Source organism: Streptomyces sp. NPDC046821, from assembly GCF_040645335.1.
GTDB lineage: Bacteria > Actinomycetota > Actinomycetes > Streptomycetales > Streptomycetaceae > Streptomyces.
Genome location: NZ_JBEYYB010000012.1, coordinates 62,273 through 84,219 on the forward strand (window position 1 = coordinate 62,273; position 21,947 = coordinate 84,219).

At 70.7% G+C, this 21,947-nt stretch carries 22 protein-coding genes; 7 read left to right on the forward strand and 15 right to left on the reverse strand.

Going from position 1 to position 21,947, the window contains the following annotated elements; all coding sequences use genetic code 11:
- Positions 1-23: 23 nt before the first annotated feature.
- Complete coding sequence (locus ABZ893_RS24600) at positions 24-1,730, reverse strand: glycerol-3-phosphate dehydrogenase/oxidase (protein ID WP_361407362.1); 1,707 nt, start codon at positions 1,728-1,730, stop codon at positions 24-26.
- A 294-nt stretch (positions 1,731-2,024) separates the two neighbouring features.
- On the opposite strand from ABZ893_RS24600, the gene ABZ893_RS24605 reads away from it, so the two are divergent.
- Positions 2,025-3,278, forward strand: a complete 1,254-nt coding sequence (locus tag ABZ893_RS24605) for a nucleotide sugar dehydrogenase (protein ID WP_361407364.1) — start codon at positions 2,025-2,027, stop codon at positions 3,276-3,278.
- A gap of 64 nt (positions 3,279-3,342) precedes the next feature.
- On the opposite strand, the gene ABZ893_RS24610 is transcribed toward ABZ893_RS24605, so the two are convergent.
- The 4 genes from ABZ893_RS24610 to ABZ893_RS24625 all read right to left on the reverse strand — a co-directional run bounded on the left by ABZ893_RS24610 (position 3,343) and on the right by ABZ893_RS24625 (position 7,686).
- Positions 3,343-4,467, reverse strand: coding sequence for a GuaB3 family IMP dehydrogenase-related protein (locus tag ABZ893_RS24610; protein ID WP_361407366.1), 1,125 nt, complete (start codon positions 4,465-4,467; stop codon positions 3,343-3,345).
- Positions 4,468-4,571: 104 nt separating this feature from the next.
- Positions 4,572-6,077 (reverse strand): IMP dehydrogenase, encoded by a 1,506-nt coding sequence (guaB, locus tag ABZ893_RS24615; RefSeq protein WP_361407368.1) that lies wholly within the window; start codon positions 6,075-6,077, stop codon positions 4,572-4,574.
- A 160-nt stretch (positions 6,078-6,237) separates the two neighbouring features.
- Entirely contained in the window at positions 6,238-6,822 is a 585-nt protein-coding gene (locus ABZ893_RS24620) for a sigma-70 family RNA polymerase sigma factor (protein WP_361407370.1), read from the reverse strand.
- 252 nt (positions 6,823-7,074) lie between these two features.
- Positions 7,075-7,686, reverse strand: a complete 612-nt coding sequence (locus tag ABZ893_RS24625; protein WP_003948568.1) for a response regulator transcription factor — start codon at positions 7,684-7,686, stop codon at positions 7,075-7,077.
- 382 nt (positions 7,687-8,068) lie between these two features.
- On the opposite strand from ABZ893_RS24625, the gene ABZ893_RS24630 reads away from it, so the two are divergent.
- Positions 8,069-8,407, forward strand: coding sequence for a WhiB family transcriptional regulator (locus ABZ893_RS24630; RefSeq protein WP_361407372.1), 339 nt, complete (start codon positions 8,069-8,071; stop codon positions 8,405-8,407).
- 133 nt (positions 8,408-8,540) lie between these two features.
- Here ABZ893_RS24630 and ABZ893_RS24635 read toward each other — a convergent pair whose 3' ends face one another.
- Entirely contained in the window at positions 8,541-9,437 is an 897-nt protein-coding gene (locus ABZ893_RS24635; RefSeq protein WP_361407374.1) for a LysR family transcriptional regulator, read from the reverse strand.
- Between the two features lie 80 nt (positions 9,438-9,517).
- Here ABZ893_RS24635 and ABZ893_RS24640 point away from each other — a divergent pair, with 80 nt between their 5' ends.
- The 3 genes from ABZ893_RS24640 to ABZ893_RS24650 all read left to right on the forward strand — a co-directional run bounded on the left by ABZ893_RS24640 (position 9,518) and on the right by ABZ893_RS24650 (position 12,227).
- Positions 9,518-10,285: an MOSC domain-containing protein gene (locus tag ABZ893_RS24640; protein WP_361407376.1), complete on the forward strand. Its 768-nt coding sequence runs from the start codon at positions 9,518-9,520 to the stop codon at positions 10,283-10,285.
- Positions 10,286-10,613: 328 nt separating this feature from the next.
- A complete protein-coding gene (locus ABZ893_RS24645) occupies positions 10,614-11,387 on the forward strand; it encodes an SDR family oxidoreductase (RefSeq protein ID WP_361407378.1) in 774 nt (257 codons plus the stop codon).
- A gap of 132 nt (positions 11,388-11,519) precedes the next feature.
- The gene (locus ABZ893_RS24650; RefSeq protein ID WP_361407380.1) at positions 11,520-12,227 is read left to right on the forward strand and encodes an ester cyclase; all 708 of its coding nucleotides are present in this window, start codon (positions 11,520-11,522) and stop codon (positions 12,225-12,227) included.
- Positions 12,228-12,566: 339 nt separating this feature from the next.
- On the opposite strand, the gene groL is transcribed toward ABZ893_RS24650, so the two are convergent.
- The 4 genes from groL to ABZ893_RS24670 all read right to left on the reverse strand — a co-directional run bounded on the left by groL (position 12,567) and on the right by ABZ893_RS24670 (position 16,991).
- Positions 12,567-14,192: a chaperonin GroEL gene (gene groL / locus ABZ893_RS24655; RefSeq protein WP_361407382.1), complete on the reverse strand. Its 1,626-nt coding sequence runs from the start codon at positions 14,190-14,192 to the stop codon at positions 12,567-12,569.
- Between the two features lie 110 nt (positions 14,193-14,302).
- Positions 14,303-14,611 (reverse strand): co-chaperone GroES, encoded by a 309-nt coding sequence (groES, locus tag ABZ893_RS24660; protein ID WP_017239619.1) that lies wholly within the window; start codon positions 14,609-14,611, stop codon positions 14,303-14,305.
- Between the two features lie 257 nt (positions 14,612-14,868).
- Positions 14,869-15,957, reverse strand: a complete 1,089-nt coding sequence (locus ABZ893_RS24665) for a polysaccharide deacetylase family protein (RefSeq protein WP_361407384.1) — start codon at positions 15,955-15,957, stop codon at positions 14,869-14,871.
- Positions 15,954-16,991 (reverse strand): polysaccharide deacetylase family protein, encoded by a 1,038-nt coding sequence (locus tag ABZ893_RS24670; RefSeq protein ID WP_361407386.1) that lies wholly within the window; start codon positions 16,989-16,991, stop codon positions 15,954-15,956. Before ABZ893_RS24670 ends, ABZ893_RS24665 begins: the two co-directional genes overlap by 4 nt.
- An 82-nt stretch (positions 16,992-17,073) precedes the next feature.
- Between ABZ893_RS24670 and ABZ893_RS24675 the strand changes: the two genes are divergently transcribed.
- Complete coding sequence (locus ABZ893_RS24675; RefSeq protein WP_361407388.1) at positions 17,074-18,279, forward strand: methyltransferase domain-containing protein; 1,206 nt, start codon at positions 17,074-17,076, stop codon at positions 18,277-18,279.
- Between the two features lie 6 nt (positions 18,280-18,285).
- On the opposite strand, the gene ABZ893_RS24680 is transcribed toward ABZ893_RS24675, so the two are convergent.
- The 4 genes from ABZ893_RS24680 to tsaB are packed head-to-tail and all read right to left on the reverse strand — an operon-like array spanning position 18,286 to position 20,804.
- Entirely contained in the window at positions 18,286-18,540 is a 255-nt protein-coding gene (locus ABZ893_RS24680; RefSeq protein ID WP_361407389.1) for a hypothetical protein, read from the reverse strand.
- A complete protein-coding gene (tsaD, locus tag ABZ893_RS24685; protein WP_361407391.1) occupies positions 18,537-19,634 on the reverse strand; it encodes a tRNA (adenosine(37)-N6)-threonylcarbamoyltransferase complex transferase subunit TsaD in 1,098 nt (365 codons plus the stop codon). The genes ABZ893_RS24680 and tsaD overlap by 4 nt, the downstream gene beginning before the upstream one ends.
- Complete coding sequence (gene rimI / locus ABZ893_RS24690) at positions 19,627-20,130, reverse strand: ribosomal protein S18-alanine N-acetyltransferase (RefSeq protein WP_361407789.1); 504 nt, start codon at positions 20,128-20,130, stop codon at positions 19,627-19,629. Before rimI ends, tsaD begins: the two co-directional genes overlap by 8 nt.
- A 20-nt stretch (positions 20,131-20,150) precedes the next feature.
- Positions 20,151-20,804 (reverse strand): tRNA (adenosine(37)-N6)-threonylcarbamoyltransferase complex dimerization subunit type 1 TsaB, encoded by a 654-nt coding sequence (tsaB, locus tag ABZ893_RS24695; RefSeq protein WP_361407393.1) that lies wholly within the window; start codon positions 20,802-20,804, stop codon positions 20,151-20,153.
- 134 nt (positions 20,805-20,938) lie between these two features.
- On the opposite strand from tsaB, the gene ABZ893_RS24700 reads away from it, so the two are divergent.
- Entirely contained in the window at positions 20,939-21,493 is a 555-nt protein-coding gene (locus tag ABZ893_RS24700) for a hypothetical protein (RefSeq protein ID WP_361407395.1), read from the forward strand.
- A 74-nt stretch (positions 21,494-21,567) separates the two neighbouring features.
- On the opposite strand, the gene ABZ893_RS24705 is transcribed toward ABZ893_RS24700, so the two are convergent.
- Positions 21,568-21,780: a hypothetical protein gene (locus ABZ893_RS24705; RefSeq protein ID WP_361407397.1), complete on the reverse strand. Its 213-nt coding sequence runs from the start codon at positions 21,778-21,780 to the stop codon at positions 21,568-21,570.
- Positions 21,781-21,947 lie beyond the last annotated feature (167 nt).

The following is a 21,947-nucleotide window of genomic DNA, read 5'->3' on the forward strand; positions in this document are numbered from 1 at the left end:
CACCCACACTCACCTGCACATACTTACCGGGGCAAGATTTCCGGCGCCCCCAACCGAGCCGCATCGGCCGAGAGGTCATCCGGCTGAAGCTGAGACTCCCGCTCAGCCTCCACCCTCTTCTCGTAATGCTCGACCTCCCGATCAATCTGATCCTGGTCCCACCCCAGCACCGGCGCCATCAGCTCCGCCGCCTCCCGCGCACACCGCGTCCCCCGGTCGAACGTCTCGATCGAGATCCGGGTCCGCCGCGTCAGCACGTCGTCGAGATGCCGCGCCCCCTCGTGCGAAGCGGCGTACACGACCTCGGCCCGCAGATAGTCGTCCGCGCCGGTAAGCGGCGCCCCGAGCCCCGAATCGGCCGTCACCAGATCAAGCACTTCCTCCGCCAACGACCCGTACCGGTTGAGCAGATGCTCCACCCGCACCACATGGATCCCGGTCCGCGCAGCGATCCGCGCCCGCGCGTTCCACAGCGCGTGATACCCCTCGGCCCCGACCAGCGGCACATCCTCGGTCACGCACTCGGCGACCCGCTGGTCGAGCCCGTGCACCGCCTCGTCCACGGCGTCCTTGGCCATCACCCGGTACGTCGTGTACTTGCCGCCCGCGACGACCACGAGCCCGGGCACGGGGTGCGCGACCGTGTGCTCGCGCGACAGCTTGCTCGTGGCGTCCGACTCCCCGGCGAGCAGGGGCCGCAGGCCCGCGTAGACCCCCTCCACGTCGTCACGCGTGAGCGGCACGGCAAGCACCGCGTTCACATGTTCCAGCAGGTAGTCGATGTCGGCGCTGGAGGCCGCGGGGTGCGCCTTGTCGAGGTCCCAGTCCGTGTCCGTGGTGCCCACGATCCAGTGCCGGCCCCACGGGATCACGAACAGGACGCTCTTCTCGGTCCGCAGGATGAGCCCGGTCGACGAGTGGATCCGGTCCTTCGGCACGACGAGGTGGATGCCCTTGGACGCCCGTACGTGGAACTGCCCCCGCTCGCCGACCATCGCCTGCGTGTCGTCGGTCCACACGCCCGTCGCGTTCACGACCTGGCGGGCCCGGATCTCGTACTCCCCGCCGCTCTCCACGTCCACGACACGGGCGCCGACGACGCGCTCACCCTCCCGCAGAAATCCCGTCACACGCGCCCGGTTGGCGACCTTCGCCCCGTACATCGCAGCCGTGCGCACCAGCGTCGCCACAAAGCGCGCGTCGTCCATCTGCGCGTCGTAGTACTGCAGCGCGCCCACGAGGGCGTCCTTGCGCAGCGCGGGGGCGACGCGCAGCGCGTGACGCCGGCTCAGGTGGCGGTGCAGGGGCAGGCCACGCCCGTGCCCGCGCGCCATGGACATCGCGTCGTACAGGGCGACACCCGAGCCCGCGTACAGCCGCTCCCAGCCCTTGTGCTGGAGGGGGTACAGGAACGGGACCGGCCGCACGAGGTGCGGGGCGAGCCGCGACAGGAGCAGCCCGCGCTCCTTCAACGCCTCGCGCACGAGCGCGAAGTCGAGCATTTCGAGGTAGCGGAGGCCGCCGTGGATCAGCTTGCTGGACCGGCTGGACGTGCCGGAGGCCCAGTCGCGCGCCTCGACCAGGCCGATGGACAGACCTCTGGTCGCGGCGTCGAGCGCGGTCCCCGCCCCCACCACTCCCGCGCCCACGACCAGAATGTCCAGCTCGCGCTCGGCCATCCCCGCGAGCGCCTCGGCACGCTCCACCGGTCCCAGTGTCGCTGTCCTCACTGCTACCTCCCAATGTCGGTCCAGTCGGCGTCGGCCTGGTCGGTCCGGTCGGCCCACCCGCGTCAGCGGTCCGGTGTGCCCCGACTCTCCTCATCCATGCCCCCATCCTGACCGCCGTGCCCGACTTCAGCCACCACACCTCCCCGGCCTGTGGACAACACTCCCGGATTGCCGATCACGCAATACCGCAGAACGGTCATATTTACTCCTAACCTGACATTGCGCTGGTCCGCATTGTCCACAGGGCTTGCGCTCTCCTCCCGCTCCGGCTATTGGGAAGGACGGCCCACCGCCATGCCCGCAGATCTCGCCGTCGTCGGACTCGGCCACCTCGGCCTGCCCCTCGCCCAGGCCGCCGTCGCCACCGGCATCGCGACCGTCGGCTACGACCCCGCACGCGCCACCGACCTCGCGGCGGGCCGGCTCCCCGGCGACGGCGCCGTGGGAAACCTGACCGCCGCCGACATCCGCCGGATGCTCTCGGGGGGATTCCGGCCGACCGGCGACCCCGTCGAGCTCGGCCGCGTCCGCACCGCTGTCATCTGCGCCCCCGCACCACTCGGCGCGGACCGCTCCCTCGACCTCACCCCGCTGACCGACGCCACCCGCGCCCTCGCCGCCCGGCTGCGCCCCCACACCACGGTGATCATCGAGACCCCGGTGGCCCCCGGCACCACCGAAGGAGTCCTGCGCCCCCTCCTGGAGGACGGCTCCGGACTGCGCGCCGGACGCGACTTCCACCTCGCCTACTCCCCCGCCCGGCTCGACCCGGGCAGCCGCACGCACGCGTACGCCACGACCCCCAAGGTGATCGGCGGCCTCACCCCCGCCTGCACCGAATCGGCCGCCACCTTCTACGGCCGCCTCTGCGACAAGGTCGTACGCGCGCGTGGCCCGCGCGAGGCAGAAACCGTCCAGCTCCTGGAGACCAACTACCGGCACGTCAACATGGCCCTCGTCAACGAGATGGCCGTCCTCTGCCACGACCTGGGCGTCGACCTGTGGGACGTCATCCGCTGCGCGGAGACCAAGCCCTTCGGCTTCCAGGCGTTCCGCCCCGGCCCCGGCGTCGGCGGCCACGCCGTCCCCCAGGACCTCTCCGCCCCGCCCCTCGCCGTCCGCCCCCTGCGCATGGTCGAACTGGCCCGGCAGGTCAACCACCACATGCCGCAGTACGTCATCCAGCGCGCCGCGACCCTCCTCAACGAGCACGGCAAGTCGGCCCGCGGAGCCCGCGTCCTGCTCCTCGGCATCACGTACAAGCCCGACGTCGCCGACCTCCAGGGCACCCCCGCCGAGGAGATCGCCACCCGCCTGATGCAGCTCGGCGCGGCCGTCAGCTACCACGACCCGCACATCGGGTCGTGGAACGTCCTCGGCCACCCCGTCCCCCGCGCGGACTCCCTCTACGAGGCCGCGGCCGACGCCGACCTGACGATCCTGCTCCAGCAGCACCGCACGTACGACCTCCAGGGCCTGTCCGTGAAGGCCCAGCTCCTCCTCGACACCCGAGGCGCCACCCCGACAGGCGCGGCGCATCGCCTGTGACCACCGTCTACGTAGAGGGGGCCCGCACCGAAAACGGTGCGGGCCCCCTCTACGTAGAACTATGTCAGCGGCGGTGCTGCGAGTCCGCCACCGTGACCTCGACCCGCTGGAACTCCTTGAGCTCGCTGTAGCCGGTCGTCGCCATCGCGCGCTTGAGGGCGCCGAAGAAGTTCATCGAACCGTCCGGAGTGTGCGACGGACCGGTCAGGACCTCCTCCGTCGTACCGACGGTGCCGAGGTCGACCTTCTTGCCGCGCGGCACGTCCTCGTGGACGGCCTCCATGCCCCAGTGGTGACCACGGCCGGGCGCGTCCGTGGCGCGCGCCAGCGGGGAGCCCATCATCACGGCGTCGGCGCCGCAGGCGATGGCCTTCGGCAGGTCACCCGACCAGCCCACGCCACCGTCGGCGATCACGTGCACGTACCGGCCGCCGGACTCGTCCATGTAGTCACGGCGGGCGGCCGCGACATCGGCCACGGCGGTCGCCATCGGCACCTGGATGCCCAGCACGTTGCGCGTGGTGTGCGCGGCGCCGCCGCCGAAGCCGACGAGCACACCGGCCGCACCGGTACGCATCAGGTGCAGCGCGGCGGTGTACGTGGCGCAGCCGCCCACGATGACCGGCACGTCCAGCTCGTAGATGAACTGCTTCAGGTTCAGCGGCTCGGCGGCACCGGAGACGTGCTCGGCGGACACCGTGGTGCCGCGGATCACGAAGATGTCGACGCCGGCGTCCACGACGGCCTTGGAGAACTCGGCGGTGCGCTGCGGGGAGAGCGCGGCGGCGGTGACGACACCGGAGTCGCGCACCTCCTTGATGCGCTGCCCGATCAGCTCCTCCTTGATGGGAGCCGCGTAGATCTCCTGGAGGCGGCGCGTGGCGGTCTCCGAGTCCAGCTCCGCGATCTCGTCGAGCAGCGGCTGCGGGTCCTCGTAGCGGGTCCACAGGCCCTCGAGGTTCAGGACGCCGAGGCCGCCCATCTCGCCGATCCGGATGGCGGTGGCCGGCGAGACGACCGAGTCCATGGGGGCGGCCAGGAACGGCAGTTCAAAGCGGTAGGCGTCGATCTGCCAGGCGATCGAGACCTCCTTCGGGTCGCGCGTACGCCGGCTCGGTACGACGGCGATGTCGTCGAAGGCGTACGCCCGGCGGCCGCGCTTGCCGCGCCCGATCTCGATCTCAGTCACGTGTGTGGCCTTTCCCTCTGCGTTTCAGCGCCTTCCAGTATCCCCGACATACATGCCACAGGCGGCCCCGGGAACCCCGGAGCCGCCTCTTGTGTGGCCGGCGACTACTTGCTGCGGCTGTAGTTCGGTGCTTCGACGGTCATCTGGATGTCGTGCGGGTGGCTCTCCTTGAGGCCCGCGGCGGTGATCCGGACGAAGCGGCCCTTGGTCTCCATCTCGTCGATGGAGGCGGCACCCACATAGCCCATCGTCTGGCGGAGACCACCGACGAGCTGGTGCAGCACGTTGGCCAGGGGGCCGCGGTAGGGCACCTGGCCCTCGATGCCCTCGGGCACGAGCTTGTCGTCGGACGCGACCTCGGCCTGGAAGTAACGGTCCTTGGAGTACGACCGGCCCTGGCCACGCGACTGCATCGCGCCGAGCGAGCCCATGCCGCGGTACGACTTGAACTGCTTGCCGTTGATGAACTGCAGCTCGCCCGGGGACTCCTCACAGCCGGCGAGGAGGCTGCCCAGCATCACCGTGTCGGCACCGGCGGCGAGCGCCTTGCCGATGTCGCCGGAGTACTGCAGACCGCCGTCACCGATGACCGGGACGCCGGCCGCACGGGCGGCGAGCGCCGCCTCGTAGATCGCGGTGACCTGGGGGACGCCGATACCGGCGACCACGCGCGTGGTGCAGATGGAGCCGGGGCCGACGCCGACCTTGACGCCGTCGACACCGGCGTCGATCAGGGCCTGCGCGCCGTCACGCGTCGCGACGTTGCCGCCGATGACGTCGATGCCGACGCTGGACTTGATCTTCGACATCCAGCTCAGGGCGTTGCTGTTGTGCCCGTGCGAGGTGTCGACGATGAGGAAGTCGACGCCCGCCGCGGCCAGACCCTGCGCGCGCTCCAAGGCCTCGGGGCTCGCGCCGACCGCGGCACCGACGAGGAGACGGCCCTCGGCGTCCTTCGCGGCGAGCGGGTACTTCTCGGCCTTGACGAAGTCCTTGACGGTGATGAGGCCCTTGAGGACGCCCGAGCCGTCGACCAGCGGAAGCTTCTCGATCTTGTGGCGGCGCAGCAGCTCCATGGCGTCGACGCCGGAGATGCCGACCTTGCCGGTCACGAGCGGCATCGGCGTCATGACCTCGCGTACCTGACGGCTGCGGTCACTCTCGAACGCCATGTCGCGGTTGGTGACGATGCCGAGGAGCTTGCCCGCGGGGTCGGTCACCGGGACGCCGCTGATGCGGAACTTGGCGCACAGCGCGTCGGCCTCGGCGAGCGTGGCATCCGGGTGCACGGTGATCGGGTCGGTCACCATGCCGGACTCGGAGCGCTTCACGAGGTCGACCTGGTTGACCTGGTCCTCGATCGACAGGTTGCGGTGCAGGACACCGACGCCACCCTGCCGGGCCATGGCGATCGCCATGCGGGACTCGGTGACCTTGTCCATCGCCGCGGAGAGCAGCGGAATGTTCACGCGCACGTTGCGGGAGATCCGGGACGAGGTGTCGACCGCGTTGGGGAGCACCTCCGATGCGCCCGGCAGCAGCAGCACGTCGTCGTAGGTCAGCCCGAGTGTCGCGAATTTCTCGGGCACTCCGTCGACGTTTGCAGTCATGACACCTTCCCCAAATGGCCTTGATCGGTGCGGATGTCCATGCTAACGGGATTCGGAGGTGTCTCATTCCACGATCAAGATCACCTAGAAGATTTGTACGTTCACACGTCCGCGGCACCCGCACGTACGCGGCGCGCACGTCACGCGCGCGTGGCGAGACTCACTGCTCGGCGAGCGCCCGCAGCCGGCTGAGCGCGCGGTGCTGGGCGACGCGGACGGCACCCGGCGACATGCCGAGCATCTGTCCGGTCTCCTCGGCGGTGAGGCCGACGGCGATCCTGAGCAGCAGCAGCTCGCGCTGGTTCTCCGGGAGGTTGGCGAGGAGCTTCTTCGCCCACGCCGCATCGCTGCTGAGCAGGGCCCGCTCCTCCGGCCCGAGCGAGTCGTCGGGCCGCTCCGGCATCTCGTCGGAGGGCACGGCGGTGGAACCGGGATGCCGCATCGCGGCGCGCTGCAGATCGGCGACCTTGTGCGCGGCGATCGCGAAGACGAACGCCTCGAAGGGGCGTCCGGTGTCCTTGTAGCGAGGAAGCGCGAGGAGGACCGCGACGCAGACTTCCTGCGCGAGATCCTCCACGAAGTGCCGCGCGTCACCCGGCAGCCGGGTCAGACGGCTGCGGCAGTAGCGGATCGCCAGGGGATGGACGTGCGCGAGCAGGTCGTGCGTGGCCTGCTCGTCCCCCTCGACGGCGCTGTGGACCAGTGCACCGATGGCCCCCGGGCCGGCTGCCTCGTCGTCGCGCATCGGTCCATGGTGCCTTGATGCCGTCCGATCTGTGGCACCGCGTCCGTCGTTGTGCACTGAAGCGTTATGAGCAGGTGCGCCGGAAGTCATCTCGCGCGCCCTCCCCTTCCGCTCGGCCGACTCGTCCCTGAGGAACTCCACACCTCAAGGATGCGGCATCCCGCGCGAAACGAGGACCGGCGGGCTTGCGCAGCCCCGTCCGCCCTGCGGCGGACGGGGATCGCTGTGCCCCGCGGCGGCGCATCGTGCGCCTTAGCGGACCAGGCCCCAGCGGAAGCCGAGCGCCACGGCGTGCGCGCGGTCCGAGGCGCCGAGCTTCTTGAAGAGGCGGCGTGCGTGCGTCTTGACCGTGTCCTCGGAGAGGAAGAGCTCGCGCCCGATCTCCGCGTTGGAACGGCCGTGACTCATGCCCTCGAGGACCTGGATCTCACGCGCGGTGAGTGTCGGCGCCGCGCCCATCTCGGCCGACCGCAGTCTGCGCGGGGCGAGCCGCCAGGTCGGGTCCGCGAGCGCCTGCGTGACGGTGGCACGCAGTTCGGCGCGCGAGGCGTCCTTGTGCAGATAGCCGCGGGCACCGGCGGCGACGGCGAGCGCCACACCGTCCAGGTCCTCGGCGACGGTGAGCATGATGATGCGCGCACCGGGGTCGGCGGACAGAAGCCGACGGACTGTCTCGACGCCGCCCAGACCGGGCATACGTACGTCCATCAGAATCAGGTCCGAGCGGTCGGCGCCCCAGCGGCGGAGGACTTCCTCACCATTGGCGGCGGTCGTCACACGCTCGACGCCGGGGACGGTAGCGACCGCACGGCGGAGCGCTTCTCGGGCAAGCGGGGAGTCGTCGCAGACGAGGACGGATGTCATGACCGTCCTCCGCAGCTGATGCGCGTCACCTTGGGCCTCCAGGCTGGTACGAAATCGTCACCTGTGCGGTCGACGCTCTCGGACAGATGCCCGAGCGCTTTTTCCTTCAACCGCCTCCGCACTCTCAACGACGGTCACCCGAAAGAGTTACGGGTCCGACGGTCTGCTTCGGCACTCTACGTGAGGGGGCGGATACAGAGCCGACGACGCGAGCGACTCGCAAGGTTTCCCCACAAGCCATGCCCCATTCGGTCCTTTTTCTTCACTTCCAGTGGTGTCTGAGGCTAGATTCGCAATGGGTCATATTTTCATCTCCTTAGACAGTAGATGTACGGTCGTGGGCACCGTATCCGCGTCACAACGGCTACAAGGGGACAACGCAATGGCAGATTTCTCCCGCCTTCCCGGACCGAACGCTGATCTGTGGGACTGGCAGCTCCTCGCGGCCTGCCGCGGGGTCGACAGCTCGCTCTTCTTCCACCCGGAAGGCGAGCGGGGAGCGGCGCGCAGCGCCCGTGAGAACTCGGCCAAAGAGGTCTGCATGAGGTGCCCGGTGCGCGCGGAGTGCGCTGCTCACGCGCTCCAGGTACGCGAGCCGTACGGCGTGTGGGGCGGGCTGACCGAGGACGAGCGCGAGGAGCTCATGGGAAGGGCGCGCAACAGACTCGTCGGCGCCGCACCGGCGTCGTCAGGAGGCGGACCGTCGTCAGCCGGCAACTGACGAGCAGGCGAGCCGGAGCAACCGAATTGGTGGCGAGTGAGCGAGACGGTAACTGAAGGAACGTTTCCTCGAAGAAGTTCCCTCAGAGAAAGGGGGCGCGCGTAGGCGTGCCCGCGGGCCTATAGGGGTCCGTTCAGCGGGCCGCGGCCCGCGCCAGGTGGTCGAGTGTGGCCGCCACCGCCGGCACCTGTGCCAGGTCGGGCAGCGTGAGGGCGACGATCTCGCGCTGCACGGCAGGCTCCACCGTCACGGTCCGTGCACCCTTGGGGCGTACGGACTCGATGGCGAGCTCGGGCAGGACCGCCACGCCGAGCCCGGCACCGACCAGACCGATCACCGCCGGGTAGTCGTCGGTCGCGAAGTCGATACGGGGGGTGAAGCCCGCGCCCTCGCAGACGTCGACCAGCTGCCGGCGGCAGCGCGGGCAGCCGGCGATCCACGGGTCGTCGGCCAGCTCGGCGATGGGGACCGCGTCCGCCCCGGCGAGGTGGTGCCCCTCCGGGACGAGACCGACGAGACGGTCGGTGAGCAGGGGGCGTACGACGAGGTCGTCCCATTCCTCCGCGGCCTGGGCGCCTTCGTAGCGGAAGGCCAGGGCCACGTCGCAGTCGCCTTCGCGCAGCATCTCGACCGAACGCGGCGGCTCCGCTTCCACGAGGGAGACGCGGGTGCCGGGGTGCGCGGCGCGCAGGGCGGCGAGGGCGGTGGGGACGAGCGTGGAACTGCCACTGGGGAAGGACACCAGACGTACGCGGCCTGCGCGCAGGCCCGCGATGGCGGCGACCTCCTCCTCCGCCGCGGTCAGGCCCGCGAGGATTCCCGCCGCGTGCCGCACCAGGGCCTCACCGGCCTGGGTGAGGCGCATCTCGCGGCCGGTGCGGATGAGCAGGGGGGTGCCCGTCGACGTTTCGAGGGCCTTCATCTGCTGGCTCACCGCGGGCTGGGTGCAGCCGAGTTCGCGTGCGGCCGCCGAGAAGGAGCCGGTGGCGGCCACGGCGCGCAGGACACGGAGATGACGGGCCTCGATCATTCCTCAAGCATAAGCGCGCCTTGGATGCAACGGGAAATATTGCGTCGACGCTTTGGCCGCACGTCGCCTAGCGTGCCGCCATGAAGCTTCTGTCTGTGAATGTGGGTCGCCCCGAGGCCAGTGAGCACACCGACCAGGCCGAGGGCGTGACCGGTATCGACAAGCGTCCGGTGGAGGGCGCCGTTCGGGTGGCGGCGCCCGGGCCCGGGGGCTTCGGCGCGGGTGGTCTCGAAGGGGACGCCGTGTGCGACACGCGGCATCACGGCGGCGAGCATCAGGCCGTCTACGCGTTCGCGCGCGAGGACCTGGACGTGTGGGAGCGCACCCTGGGCCGCGCTCTGCGCAACGGCTCGTTCGGCGAGAACCTGACGACCGAGGGTGTGGACGTGTCGGGCGCGAAGATCGGGGAGCGCTGGCGCGTGGGCTCCGACCTGGTCCTCGAAGTCGCCTCCGGCCGGATTCCCTGCCGCACGTTCCAGGGCCACATCGGTGAGAAGGGGTGGGTCAAGCGCTTCACGGCACAGGGGGCGCCGGGTGCGTATCTGCGGGTGGTCGAGCCGGGTGAGATCAGGGGCGGCGACACGGTCGAGATCGTGCACCAGCCCGAGCATGAGGTGACGGTCGCCTTCCAGTTCCGGGCCGTGACGACCGAACGGGAGTTGCTGCCGCGGCTGCTTGCGGCGGCGGATGCGCTTGACCCTGAGGCGGTCAGGGTTGCGCGGAAGTATGTGGACCAGCTGGGGGACGGGGCAGGAGACGGGTCCGGGGGCGGGAGCGGAGGTGGGTCCGGGAGTGGGACCGGAGGCGGGGTCGGTGATCCGGGCTCGGGGAAAACCCGGACGCTGTAACGGGGGTTGAGGCAGGGGCGGTTGGGGGTCATCCCCGATGGTCGCGGGGTGCGGCGGGCGGCAAGCTCGAAGCATGTCCCGCTTCCAGCTGCCGCCCCTGACCGAGTCTCAGCCCAGACCCCTGCCCGAGTCTCAACCCAAATCCCGGTCCGTATCCGATTCCCCGCCCCGGTCCGAGTCCCCGTTCCGCGCACTATGGGCGGTCGAGCCGCCGATGTCCGAACCCGCAATGAGAAGAGGTGAGTTGGAGATATCCCGCCCGGACCAGGGAGAACGCGCGGGGGCGCCCCGGGGCGGTCATGCCCACGACGGTCATTAGCCTTGCCCCATGACTACCGCTCTGATTACGGGATCCACCGCGGGAATTGGTGCCGCGTTCGCACGCCGGCTCGCCGCGGACGGGCACGACCTGGTTCTGGTGGCGCGTGACACCAAGCGGCTCCGGGAACAGGCCACCGAGCTCCACGACGCGCACGGCATCGAGGCCGAGGTGCTCACGGCGGACCTCGCCACCGACGAGGGCATCGGCGCGGTCGAGGCACGGCTCTCCGACCGGAAGCGGCCGGTGGACCTGCTGATCAACAACGCGGGCTTCGGCAACAAGGGCCAGTACCTGGAAGTCCCGATCGCCGACGAGCTGACCATGCTCAAGGTGCACTGCGAGGCGGTCCTGCGACTCACCTCCGCCGCGGTGGTGCCGATGCGGGAGCGCGGCAGGGGCGGCGTGGTGAACGTGGCGTCGGTCGCGGCCTTCGTCCCGCGCGGGACCTACGGGGCTTCGAAGGCGTGGGTCGTGCAGTTCACGCAGGGCGCGGCGAAGGACCTGGCCGGGAGCGGGGTGCGGCTGATGGCGCTGTGCCCGGGCTTCGTCCGTACGGAGTTCCACCAGCGGGCGGAGATGGGCACGGACAACATCCCCAAGTGGATGTGGCTCGACGCCGACAAGCTGGTGGCGGCGGCGCTCGCCGATCTGTCGCGCGGCAAGTCGCTGTCGATCCCGGACCCTCGGTACAAGACGCTGATGGGGGTCGTGAAGCTCGCGCCGCGGGGGCTGCTCGGCGGGGTCACGGCGAAGACGGGGCGCAAGTACGGGCCGCGCTGAGGCCGGCCGCCGCTCCGACGAGGCCGGGCCGCCGGGGTGCCGCGGTGACCCGGCCGGGTCACCGAGTCGGTGGGAAAATGGGACATGTCCGGTTCTGATCCAGGGGGATTCAGGGAGATCGGAGGATTCGTCATGACGTTTGTGCAGGTCATCGACTGCAGGACCAGCCGATTCGACGAGATGAACCGGCTCATGGACACATGGGTCGTCCAGACCAGGGGGAAGCGGACCGCGACGCACAACATCATCGGCAAGGACCGGTCCGACGACTCGCACTTCATCGAGATAGTGGAGTTCCCGTCGTACGAGGAGGCCATGCGGAACTCGCACCTCCCGGAGACCGACCGGGTCTTCCAGGAGATGGTGGCGCTCTGCGACGAGATGCCGACGTTCACGGACCTGGACGTGGTGCGGGACGAGCAGCTGTACGCGACGAACATCCGCTCGCTCTTCCAGACCATGGCGGCGCCCGGTGAGCTGCCCGCGCTCAACGACCTGATGGTCGAGCACTATCACGACCATGATCCGGCCAATGAGCAGGACGCCCTCGGGCTCGACGCGATGCGGCGCCAGATAGAGATGTGGCGCTCCGCGTTCGACTCCTCGTTCAGCATCGAGGACCAGATATGCGAGGGCGACCGGGTCTGCACGCGCTGGACGTGGAACGGCACGCAGAAGGCCGACTTCATGGGCCTGCCGTCGACCGGCAAGCAGGTCTCCATGACCGGGTCGACCATCTTCCGCTGCCAGGACGACGGGAAGATCGTCGAGGGCTGGTGGCAGTACGACCGGCTCGGGCTGATGGCTCAGCTGGGGGCGCTCGATCAGCTGGAGACGTGACGTGCGAGTGGCCTCCGGCTGACGCTGGCCGGCGCGTGTGACGTTCGGCTGACGCAGGCCCGCGTGCGTGACGTTCGGCTGACGCAGGCCGGCGCGTGTGACGTTCGGCTGACGCAGGCCGGTGCGCGTGACGTTCGGCTGGCGCTGGCCGGCGCGCGTGACGGTGGCCTAGCCCGCGCCCGCGCGCACCGTCACCCGCGGCCACCGTTCTTGACCGCCGCTCGCGAAGCGGGCTGGTGAACGCCGAAGCCCGGCCTCGCGGTGGGCGGGGCCGGGCTTCGTACGTGCAGCGTCAGTGCGCCTGGGTCGGTGCACCGGAGTCCGGTGCGCCGGGGGGCACTAGTGGGAGTGGCCGTGCCCGTGGCCGGCGGCCTCGGGCTCGTCCTCCGCCGGCTTCTCGACGACCAGGGTCTCGGTCGTGAGGAGCAGGGACGCGATGGACGCGGCGTTCTCCAGGGCGGAGCGGGTGACCTTGACCGGGTCGATGACGCCGGCCTTGACCAAGTCGCCGTACTCGCCGGTCGCGGCGTTGAAGCCCTGGCCCTTGTCGAGCTCGGCGACCTTCGAGGTGATGACGTAGCCCTCGAGGCCGGCGTTCTCGGCGATCCAGCGCAGCGGCTCGACGGCGGCGCGGCGGACGACCGAGACACCCGTGGCCTCGTCGCCGGTCTTGTCGAGGTTGCCCTCGAGGACCTTGACGGCGTGGACCAGAGCGGAGCCACCACCGGAGACGATGCCCTCCTCGACCGCGGCGCGGGTCGCGGAGATGGCGTCCTCCAGACGGTGCTTCTTCTCCTTCAGCTCCACCTCGGTGGCGGCGCCGACCTTGATCACGCACACGCCGCCGGCGAGCTTCGCGAGGCGCTCCTGGAGCTTCTCGCGGTCCCAGTCGGAGTCCGTGTTCTCGATCTCGGCCTTGATCTGGTTGACGCGGCCGGCGACCTCGTCGGAGTTGCCGCCACCGTCGACGATCGTGGTGTCGTCCTTGGTGATGGTCACGCGACGGGCGCTGCCGAGCACGTCCAGACCGGCCTGGTCCAGCTTGAGGCCGACCTCTTCGGCGATGACGGTGGCACCGGTGAGGGTGGCCATGTCGCCGAGCATCGCCTTGCGGCGGTCACCGAAGCCGGGCGCCTTGACGGCGACGGCGTTGAACGTGCCGCGGATCTTGTTCACGACCAGGGTCGACAGGGCCTCGCCCTCGACGTCCTCGGCGATGATCAGGAGCGGCTTGGAGCCACCGGCCTGGATGACCTTCTCCAGCAGCGGCAGCATGTCCTGGATGGAGGAGATCTTGCCCTGGTTGATGAGGATGTAGGGGTCCTCGAGCACGGCCTCCATGCGCTCCTGGTCCGTCACGAAGTACGGAGACAGGTAGCCCTTGTCGAACGCCATGCCCTCGGTGAAGTCCAGCTCCAGACCGAAGGTGTTGGACTCCTCGACGGTGATGACACCGTCCTTGCCGACCTTGTCCATCGCCTCGGCGATGAGCTCGCCGACCTGCTGGTCCTGCGCGGAGAGCGCGGCCACGGCGGCGATGTCGGACTTGTCCTCGATCGGGCGGGCGGTCGCGAGGAGCTCCTCGGACACGGCCTTGACCGCGGCGTCGATGCCCTTCTTCAGGGCGGCCGGGGAGGCGCCGGCGGCGACGTTGCGCAGGCCTTCCTTGACCAGGGCCTGGGCGAGCACGGTGGCGGTGGTGGTGCCGTCACCCGCGATGTCGTTGGTCTTGGTCGCCACCTCCTTCACCAGCTGGGCGCCGAGGTTCTCGTACGGGTCGTCGACCTCGACCTCACGGGCGATGGTGACACCGTCGTTGGTGATGGTGGGAGCGCCGAACTTCTTGTCGATGACGACGTTGCGGCCCTTGGGGCCGATCGTCACCTTGACCGTGTCGGCAAGCTTGTTGACGCCGCGCTCAAGGGCGCGACGGGCGTCCTCGTCGAACTTCAGGATCTTCGCCATGGAGCTGTCTGTCCTCTCGAACGAACTACGCCCCCGACACCCGGCACACTGTGAAGATTCGCAGCTGAGTAACGGGGAGCCAGGGGCGCAGAACTAAAACAATGGGTGAATTACTTCTCGACGATCGCGAGCACGTCGCGAGCCGAGAGGACGAGGTACTCCTCGCCGTTGTACTTCACCTCGGTGCCGCCGTACTTGCTGTACAGCACGATGTCGCCGGTCTTCACGTCGAGCGGCAGGCGCTCGCCGTTCTCGAAGCGGCCCGGACCGACGGCGAGGACGACGCCCTCCTGGGGCTTCTCCTTCGCGGTGTCCGGGATGACCAGGCCAGAGGCGGTGGTCTGCTCGGCGTCGAGCGGCTGGACCACGATGCGGTCCTCGAGCGGCTTGATGGCAACCTTGGAGCTGGTGGTCGTCACGATCCGACCTCCCCCTTCGGAGATCACGGGGTTAACTGTCTGAGGTGGCGACCAGGTGGATCCGTCGTCGCGGGTGCCGGACCTGCCCGTCGCTATTGGCACTCTCCAGTGGGGAGTGCCAGGGCCGAGACTATGACTGCAATTAGCACTCGGTCAAGCGGAGTGCCAATTCACTCTCGGCGCGTCCTCGCCCCGCCCCGCCACCCGCTCCTCGCCCCGCCCCACCGCTCGCCCCACCCGGCGGCCGGTCCGCCGTCTCACACGTAGTCCTCCAGCCGCCCGACCGTGAACCCCTCGTCCTGGATACGGCGCACCATCCGCGCCGTCGCGTCGGCGAGCGTCGCGCCGCCCGGGGCCTGGGCCAGGACGATGTCCCCGGGGCGCAGCCGGTCACCGTTCCGTTCGGCTCGCCACAGGACCACGGCGTCGACCCCGCAGGTCGCGGCCGCGCGCAGGGTGTCCTGGCCGTAGTTACCGAAGGGCGGACGCAGGAGGCGGGGGCTGCTGCCGAAGCGTCCGGCGAGCCGGTCCTGCTGGACGCAGATCTCCGCGTGCTGCTCGGCGTACGGGAGGGCGGGCAGGAAGTGACCGTTGATGGTCTGGTTCTGCACGCCGGCGCCGAGGCGGCGGAGCGCGCCGGCGTGGTCGCGGCCGGGGCCCGCGACGCGGTCCGTGAGGAACACCGTGACGGGCAGCCGCAGATCGCGGACCAGGCCGGCGAGTCGCGGGTCGCCGGCGGCACCGTCGTCGAAGGTCAGGAAGACGACCCGGTCGCGGGTGCGGACGTGGTCCACGACGGGCGGGAGCGCGTACGCGTTCCGGGCCGCGCGGGACGCGGGGTGCGCCGGGGGCTCGGGCGCCGCGGCGAGCGGCGCGCGGAGGCCCCAGTGGCGGTAGGCGTCGCGGGCGGGGACCTTAAGGGGCGCGACGGGTGCGGTGTCAGGGGCGTGCGCGCCGGTGTGGGCGGGGTCTCCCGCGCCCACGTGGGCGGAGCCGTTCGTACGGTGGTGGAGCAGGCGGCGTGACTTCGAATGGTGCGCCGGAGCCTTCAGCACCGTGGCCGAGGCCGACCCCCCGCCCGGGCTCCCCGGCGACTTCCCCCTCCCCCGCTCACCCGCGCTCCCCACGCCGCCGGCAGGCAGGACCGTCGGCGCCTCGTGACCGTGCCGTACCTTCTGCGCGGCCTGCGCCGCCCTCCGGCCGAGCCGTTCGATCGGGCTCACGGACTGGGCGCACCCGGTGAGCAACGCGGAGGACAGGACCCCGGCGGCCAGCGCCGTCGCGAGCAGCCGCCGGGGGCCGGAACGCGTACGGGCCTGATGCGCCCGTACGGACGTCAATGTCACAGGTAGTCCTCCAGCTTGGCCACGGCGTATCCCTTACTGGTCACGTACTTCATGAGCCGGCGGACCATGTCGGGCATCGTGCCCTTCCATTCGTCCGGGCCACGGAAATGGGTCAGGATGATGTCGCCGGGGCGCAGTTGCTTGTCCTCCTCGCGCCATTCGAAGTGGTCGACGAAGGCCTCCTCGTTCCAGATCGGCGCGTACTCGATGCCGCAGGCCTTGGCGGCGCGCAGCGTGTCCTGGTTGAAGTTGCCGAAGGGCGGGCGCATGAGCAGGGGCCGTTCGCCGAACTGCTCCTCCATGATGTCCTGCATTCCGCAGATCTCGCGCTTCTGCCCCTCGTAGGACAGGCCCGGCAGGTAGGGGTGGGTCAGCGTGTGGTTGTTCAGGGTGATGCCGCGGGCCTGCATCTTCCGGAAGTACCCGTAGTCGTCCTCCACCGACTCGTTGGTGAGGAACGCGGTGTACGGGATCTTCAGGTCGCTCATCATCCTGAGGAACGCCGGATCCTTGTTGCTGCCGTCGTCGATGGTGAGGAAGACGACCTTGTCCTTGGTCGGGACGGTCGTGAAGACGGGCGGGAGGTCGAGTTCGTCCTGGCCGTGGACCTCGAAACCCTTACGGGGCTTGATCAGGGGCTTCTCGGCAGGCGCGGGCGGAGCGGCGAGCGGGGGCGCGTCGAGGCCCCATTTCTTGGCCGCGGCGGCCCGGGCGGCCTGCGCGGCGAGCAGCTTGCCCTCGTAGCTGTTCAGGGAACGGGCGGGCGGCCCCTTAGGGGGCTGCTGTCCGGGCACTGCCGCGGGCCCGGCGGCGGGACTGCCGGCGGAGCCACCGCCGCCACCTGAAGCGTGGGAGCCGCCCGAATCGCTTGAGCCCCGAGAGCCCCCCGAGCCGTCGGACGAGGCGCACCCCGAGGCCACAGCACAGGCCGCAAGCACGGCCAGCCCCGCACGCACCCGCGCCCTCCCCCACACCCGCGCCCGCCCCACCCTCCCCCTCACACCCTTTTTGTCATTTAGTCCCATAAGTCCCATGGCGCCGGATCCTCCCAGTTCACAGCGCTGCCGAGGGCCCGACACCGCGGCCGGGCGCGCACGGTCAACCGACTGGCCCACAATGGGAACGGTGAACGACCTCGCCTCCTTCAGCTCCCTGCTCTCCGAAGAGGGCCAGGCGCTCCTCGACGCCGTACGGGACATCACCCCCGGCCAGGAACTCGCCGTCGCCACCCGGTTGCGCCGCGACCACCCGGCGGATCTCGTCTCGGCCGCCGTGGCGCAGGCCCGGCTCCGGCAGCGGGCCGCCGCGAAGTTCGGCGAGGCGGACGCGCGCCGCATGTACTTCACGCCGAACGGCGTCGAACAGGCGACCCGCACGAGCGTCGCCACCCACCGCGCGCAGGAGTTCAAGGCGCTCGGCGTACGCTCCGTCGCCGATCTGTGCTGCGGCATCGGCGGCGACGCGATCGCGCTGGCCCGCGCCGGGATCTCCGTACTCGCCGTCGACCGCGACCCGCTGACCTGCGCCGTCGCACGGGCGAATGCCGAGGCGCTCGGCCTGGCCGACCTGATCGAGGTCCGCGAGGCCGACGTCACGGAGGTCGAAACGGAGGCGTACGACGCGGTGTTCGTGGACCCGGCGCGGCGCGGCGGGCGTGGCCGCATCTTCGACCCGGAGGCGTACTCGCCACCCCTGTCCTGGGCCATCGAGGCCGCGCTCAAGGCCCGGCACGCGGCCCTGAAGATCGCGCCGGGCATCCCCCACGAGGCGATCCCGGACGCGGCCGACGCCGAGTGGATCTCGGACGAGGGAGACGTGAAGGAGGCGGTGCTCTGGTTCGGCACCGCGCCGGGCCGGATGCGGGCAACACTCCTGCCGGGCCCCCGCCCACTGACGGGCCGCGGCCTCCCCGACCCCGAAGTCCGGCCCGTGGGGCGGTACTTGTACGAGCCCGACGGCGCCGTCATCCGCGCCCACCTGGTCGCCGACGTCGCCGAGGAGGTCGAGGGCGGCCTGATCGACGAGACGATCGCGTACGTCACGTCCGACACGCTGCGCGCGACACCGCACGCCACCGCCTACGAGATCACCGACCAACTCCCCTTCAACGTAAAGAAGTTGAAGGCCCTGCTCAGGGAGCGCGAGGTCGGCATCCTCACGGTGAAGAAGCGGGGATCCGCCGTGGACCCGGAGGAACTGCGCCGCAAGGCACTGCCGAAGCGCCACGGCTCGGCGTCCCTCACGGTGTTCCTGACCCGCGTGGCGGGCGCCCCGACGATGCTGCTCGGCGGCCCGGCCCCGGCCAACCCCACTGACTCGTAAGCCCCCTCAATCAGCCACAGCCTCGAACCGCCACCGATGCACCGCCCGAGTCACCAACTCCCCCTCCGGCTCGGGCAGTTCGGGAAGGTCGGCGTCGTACGCCGCGTCCCACCACGTGATGACCAGGACCCGGTCCTGCGGAGCGCGGAAGTGTTCGCGGCGCAGGGGGGCGGTGGGGAGGGACTGGGACCGGGCCCAGGCGAGGAGTTCCTCGCCCCGGCCCTCCGTCGCGCGGGCCTCCCACATCAGGGCGACCGTCATGAGTACAGGTTGTCCTTCGCGACCTCGTGCACGTGGTCGTGGTCGTGCGTGAGGCCCGGCACGTGCGTCTCGGTGACCGGCAGGGACGAGTCGGCCGACAGGTCCCACGCGGACGCGGACCGGTTGCGGGCGACCATCTCGGCGCCGAGGGCCGCGACCATCGCGCCGTTGTCCGTGCACAGCTTCGGACGCGGCACGCGCAGCCGGATGCCGGCCTTCTCGCAGCGCTCCTGGGCAAGGGCCCGCAGCCGCGAGTTGGCCGCCACACCGCCGCCGATCATGAGGTGGTCGACGCCCTCGTCCTTGCAGGCCCGCACGGCCTTCCGGGTCAGCACGTCGACGACCGCCTCCTGGAACGACGCCGACACGTCACGCACCGGCACGTCCTCGCCGGCCGCGCGCTTCGCCTCGATCCAGCGGGCCACGGACGTCTTCAGACCGGAGAAGGAGAAGTCGTACGCGGGGTCGCGCGGGCCCGTGAGGCCGCGCGGGAACGCGATCGCGGACGGGTCGCCCTCCTTCGCGTAGCGGTCGATGACGGGACCGCCGGGGAAGCCGAGGTTGAGGACGCGGGCGATCTTGTCGAAGGCCTCGCCCGCCGCGTCGTCGATGGTCGCGCCGAGCGGGCGCACGTCGGAGGTGATGTCCGCGGAGAGCAGCAGGGAGGAGTGCCCGCCGGAGACGAGCAGCGCCATCGTCGGCTCGGGCAGCGGCCCGTGCTCCAGCTGGTCCACGCAGATGTGCGACGCGAGGTGGTTCACGCCGTAGAGCGGCTTGCCGAGCGCGTACGCGTACGCCTTGGCCGCCGAGACGCCCACGAGGAGCGCGCCCGCGAGGCCGGGACCTGCCGTGACAGCGATCCCGTCCAGGTCGGAGGCGGCGACCCCGGCGTCCTTCAGGGCCCGCTGGATGGTCGGCACCATGGCTTCCAGGTGCGCGCGCGAGGCGACCTCGGGGACGACGCCGCCGAAGCGGGCGTGCTCGTCGACGCTGGAGGCGACCGCGTCGGCGAGCAGCGTGGTGCCGCGGACGATGCCGACGCCGGTCTCGTCGCAGGAGGTCTCGATGCCGAGGACGAGCGGTTCGTCAGCCATTTTCGGTTCCTTGTACGGGTGTGGCGGTGGTCGAGGGGTCGGACAGGCGCAGGGCGTCCGGGTCGGACAGGCGCATCACGAGGGCGTCCACGTTGCCCGGCTGGTAGTAGCCGCGGCGGAAGCCGATGGGCTCGAAGCCGAAACGCTCGTAGAGCTTCTGCGCGCGCGTGTTGTCGACCCGTACCTCCAGCATGACCTGGGTGCACTCGAAGGCGGTGGCGTGGCGGAGCAGGTCGGTGAGCAGCCGGGCGCCGAGCCCGCTGCCCCACTGGTCGCGGGCGACGGCGATGGTCTGTACGTCGGCCAGGTCGCCGGAGGAGGCGAGGCCCGCGTAGCCGACGAGGCGGTCGCCGTCGTGGGCCACGGTGTAGCGCCGGGTCGAGCCGGCGCCGCGGGCGTGCGCGAGCTCGGACCAGAACATGCCGCGGGACCAGGCGTCGTCCGGGAAGAGGTCCTTCTCCAGCTCGTGCACCGACTCGATGTCCCACCAGCGCATCTCGCGCAGCAGTGCCGTGCTCACTTGGGGGTGACCACCTTGTAGTTCTTGGGCACCTGCGCGTCCGGGCGGCGCAGGTACAGCGGACGCGGCGCCTCCAGCTCCTCGCCGGCGGCCAGCTTCGCCGCGGCGAGCGAGGCGAGCGCTCCCGCCGACACGTGCTCGGGAGCGCGGGCGTCGGGGAACGTGTCCGGGTAGAGCAGCGCGCCGGCGCCGACCGCGGGCAGGCCCGCGACCTGCTCGGCGATGTCGGCCGGGCGGTCGACCGCGGGCTCGGTGACGCGGGTGCGGGAGTCCTCGTAGCGGGCCCAGTAGACCTCCTTGCGCCGCGCGTCGGTGGCGACGACGAAGGGGCCGTCCACCTCGGCGGCGTAGGCGAGGCCGTCGAGCGTGCACAGGCCGTGCACAGGGACGCCGAGGGCGAGGCCGAAGGTGTCGGCGGTCATGAGGCCGACGCGGAGGCCGGTATAGGGGCCGGGGCCCACACCGACGACGATGCCGGTGACGGCGTCGAGTCTGACGCCGGCCTCGGCGAGCACCCGGTCGACGGCGGGCAGCAGCAGCTCCCCGTGACGGCGGGCGTCGACCTGGCTCGACTCAGCGACGACGGTCGAACCGTCGTGCAGGGCGACGGTGACGGCGGGGGTGGCGGTATCCAGCGCGAGCAACAGCACGCAAACAGCCTACGGCTCCGGCGCCCCGCCCACGGCCGCACCGGTCAGGCGCACACCTGCTGCTACCGTCACCACACAGACGTACGGGCAATACCTACGGGCGATGCCTGCGGGCACGAGAGGTGGGCACACAGGTGGCACGGAGCAGCTCGGGATTCGTGGCCGGGCTCACCGCGGCGGCGCTGGCCGTGGTCGGCTTCCTCACCTACCAGGCCTCGGCGAACGCGCCGGACAGTCTGGCCCCGAAGAAGGCCGGCAAGTCGCCCTCGGCGGCCGCGTCCCACAAGCCCGAGCCGAAGCGCGACCCGGCGGCGCTGCCCGCGCAGTCCGGCACCGGCGAGCGGGTCGTCTACTCGCTGCGCGACGACCGGGTGTGGCTGGTCGGGGGGAGTGGCAAGCCGACGCGTACGTTCGAGGTCGCGCCGAGCACGGTGGACCCGCCGGCCGGCAAGTACATGGTGTCCTCGCGGTCGAATTCGATCACCGGCAGCGACGGGGTGCCGATCGAGCACGTGGTGCGGTTCGCGAGCGTCGAGGGCATCGCGATCGGCTTCAGCTCGGCGGTCGACGGCTCGATGCCGCAGCCGGACCCGACGAAGAAGACGGGCGGCATCCGAGAGAAGCGCGCGGACGGCGCCGCGATGTGGGACTTCGCGACGATCGGCCGGAGCGTCGTCGTCGTTCCTTAAGGGGTCCCGTAGGGGGTACCTGAGGGGATCTCCCTGACTTACGCGGCGTCCGCCCGATCACGCCGTCCGCCCGATCACGCGGCGTCGAGTTCCTCCCCCGCGCCACCCGCCGCGCGGACCCGCTCCGGCGCCGCCTCATCGGCGGGCGGAGTAGATACAGCCGTCGCTGCCGCGCAGGACGCGAGCAGCTCACGCATCGACAGCCCGGAACCGCCGGCCCCCGGCACGCCATCCTGCCCCGGGGTCACGCGGGACTGCTGCGACACGTCACGTTCTGAAGCCGGCATGGACGCCTCCTGGGCTCCCGGGGGCAGCAAAGTTAGGTAGACCTAACCAGGACTGGTATCCATGTGACCACGCCGAGGACGCGCCGCGCAACATTTTGCCGACACTGTGTCGGAACGTACGGGTGAAGGTACGAGGACGAGGCCGGACGGGCGTACGGGGACAGGGC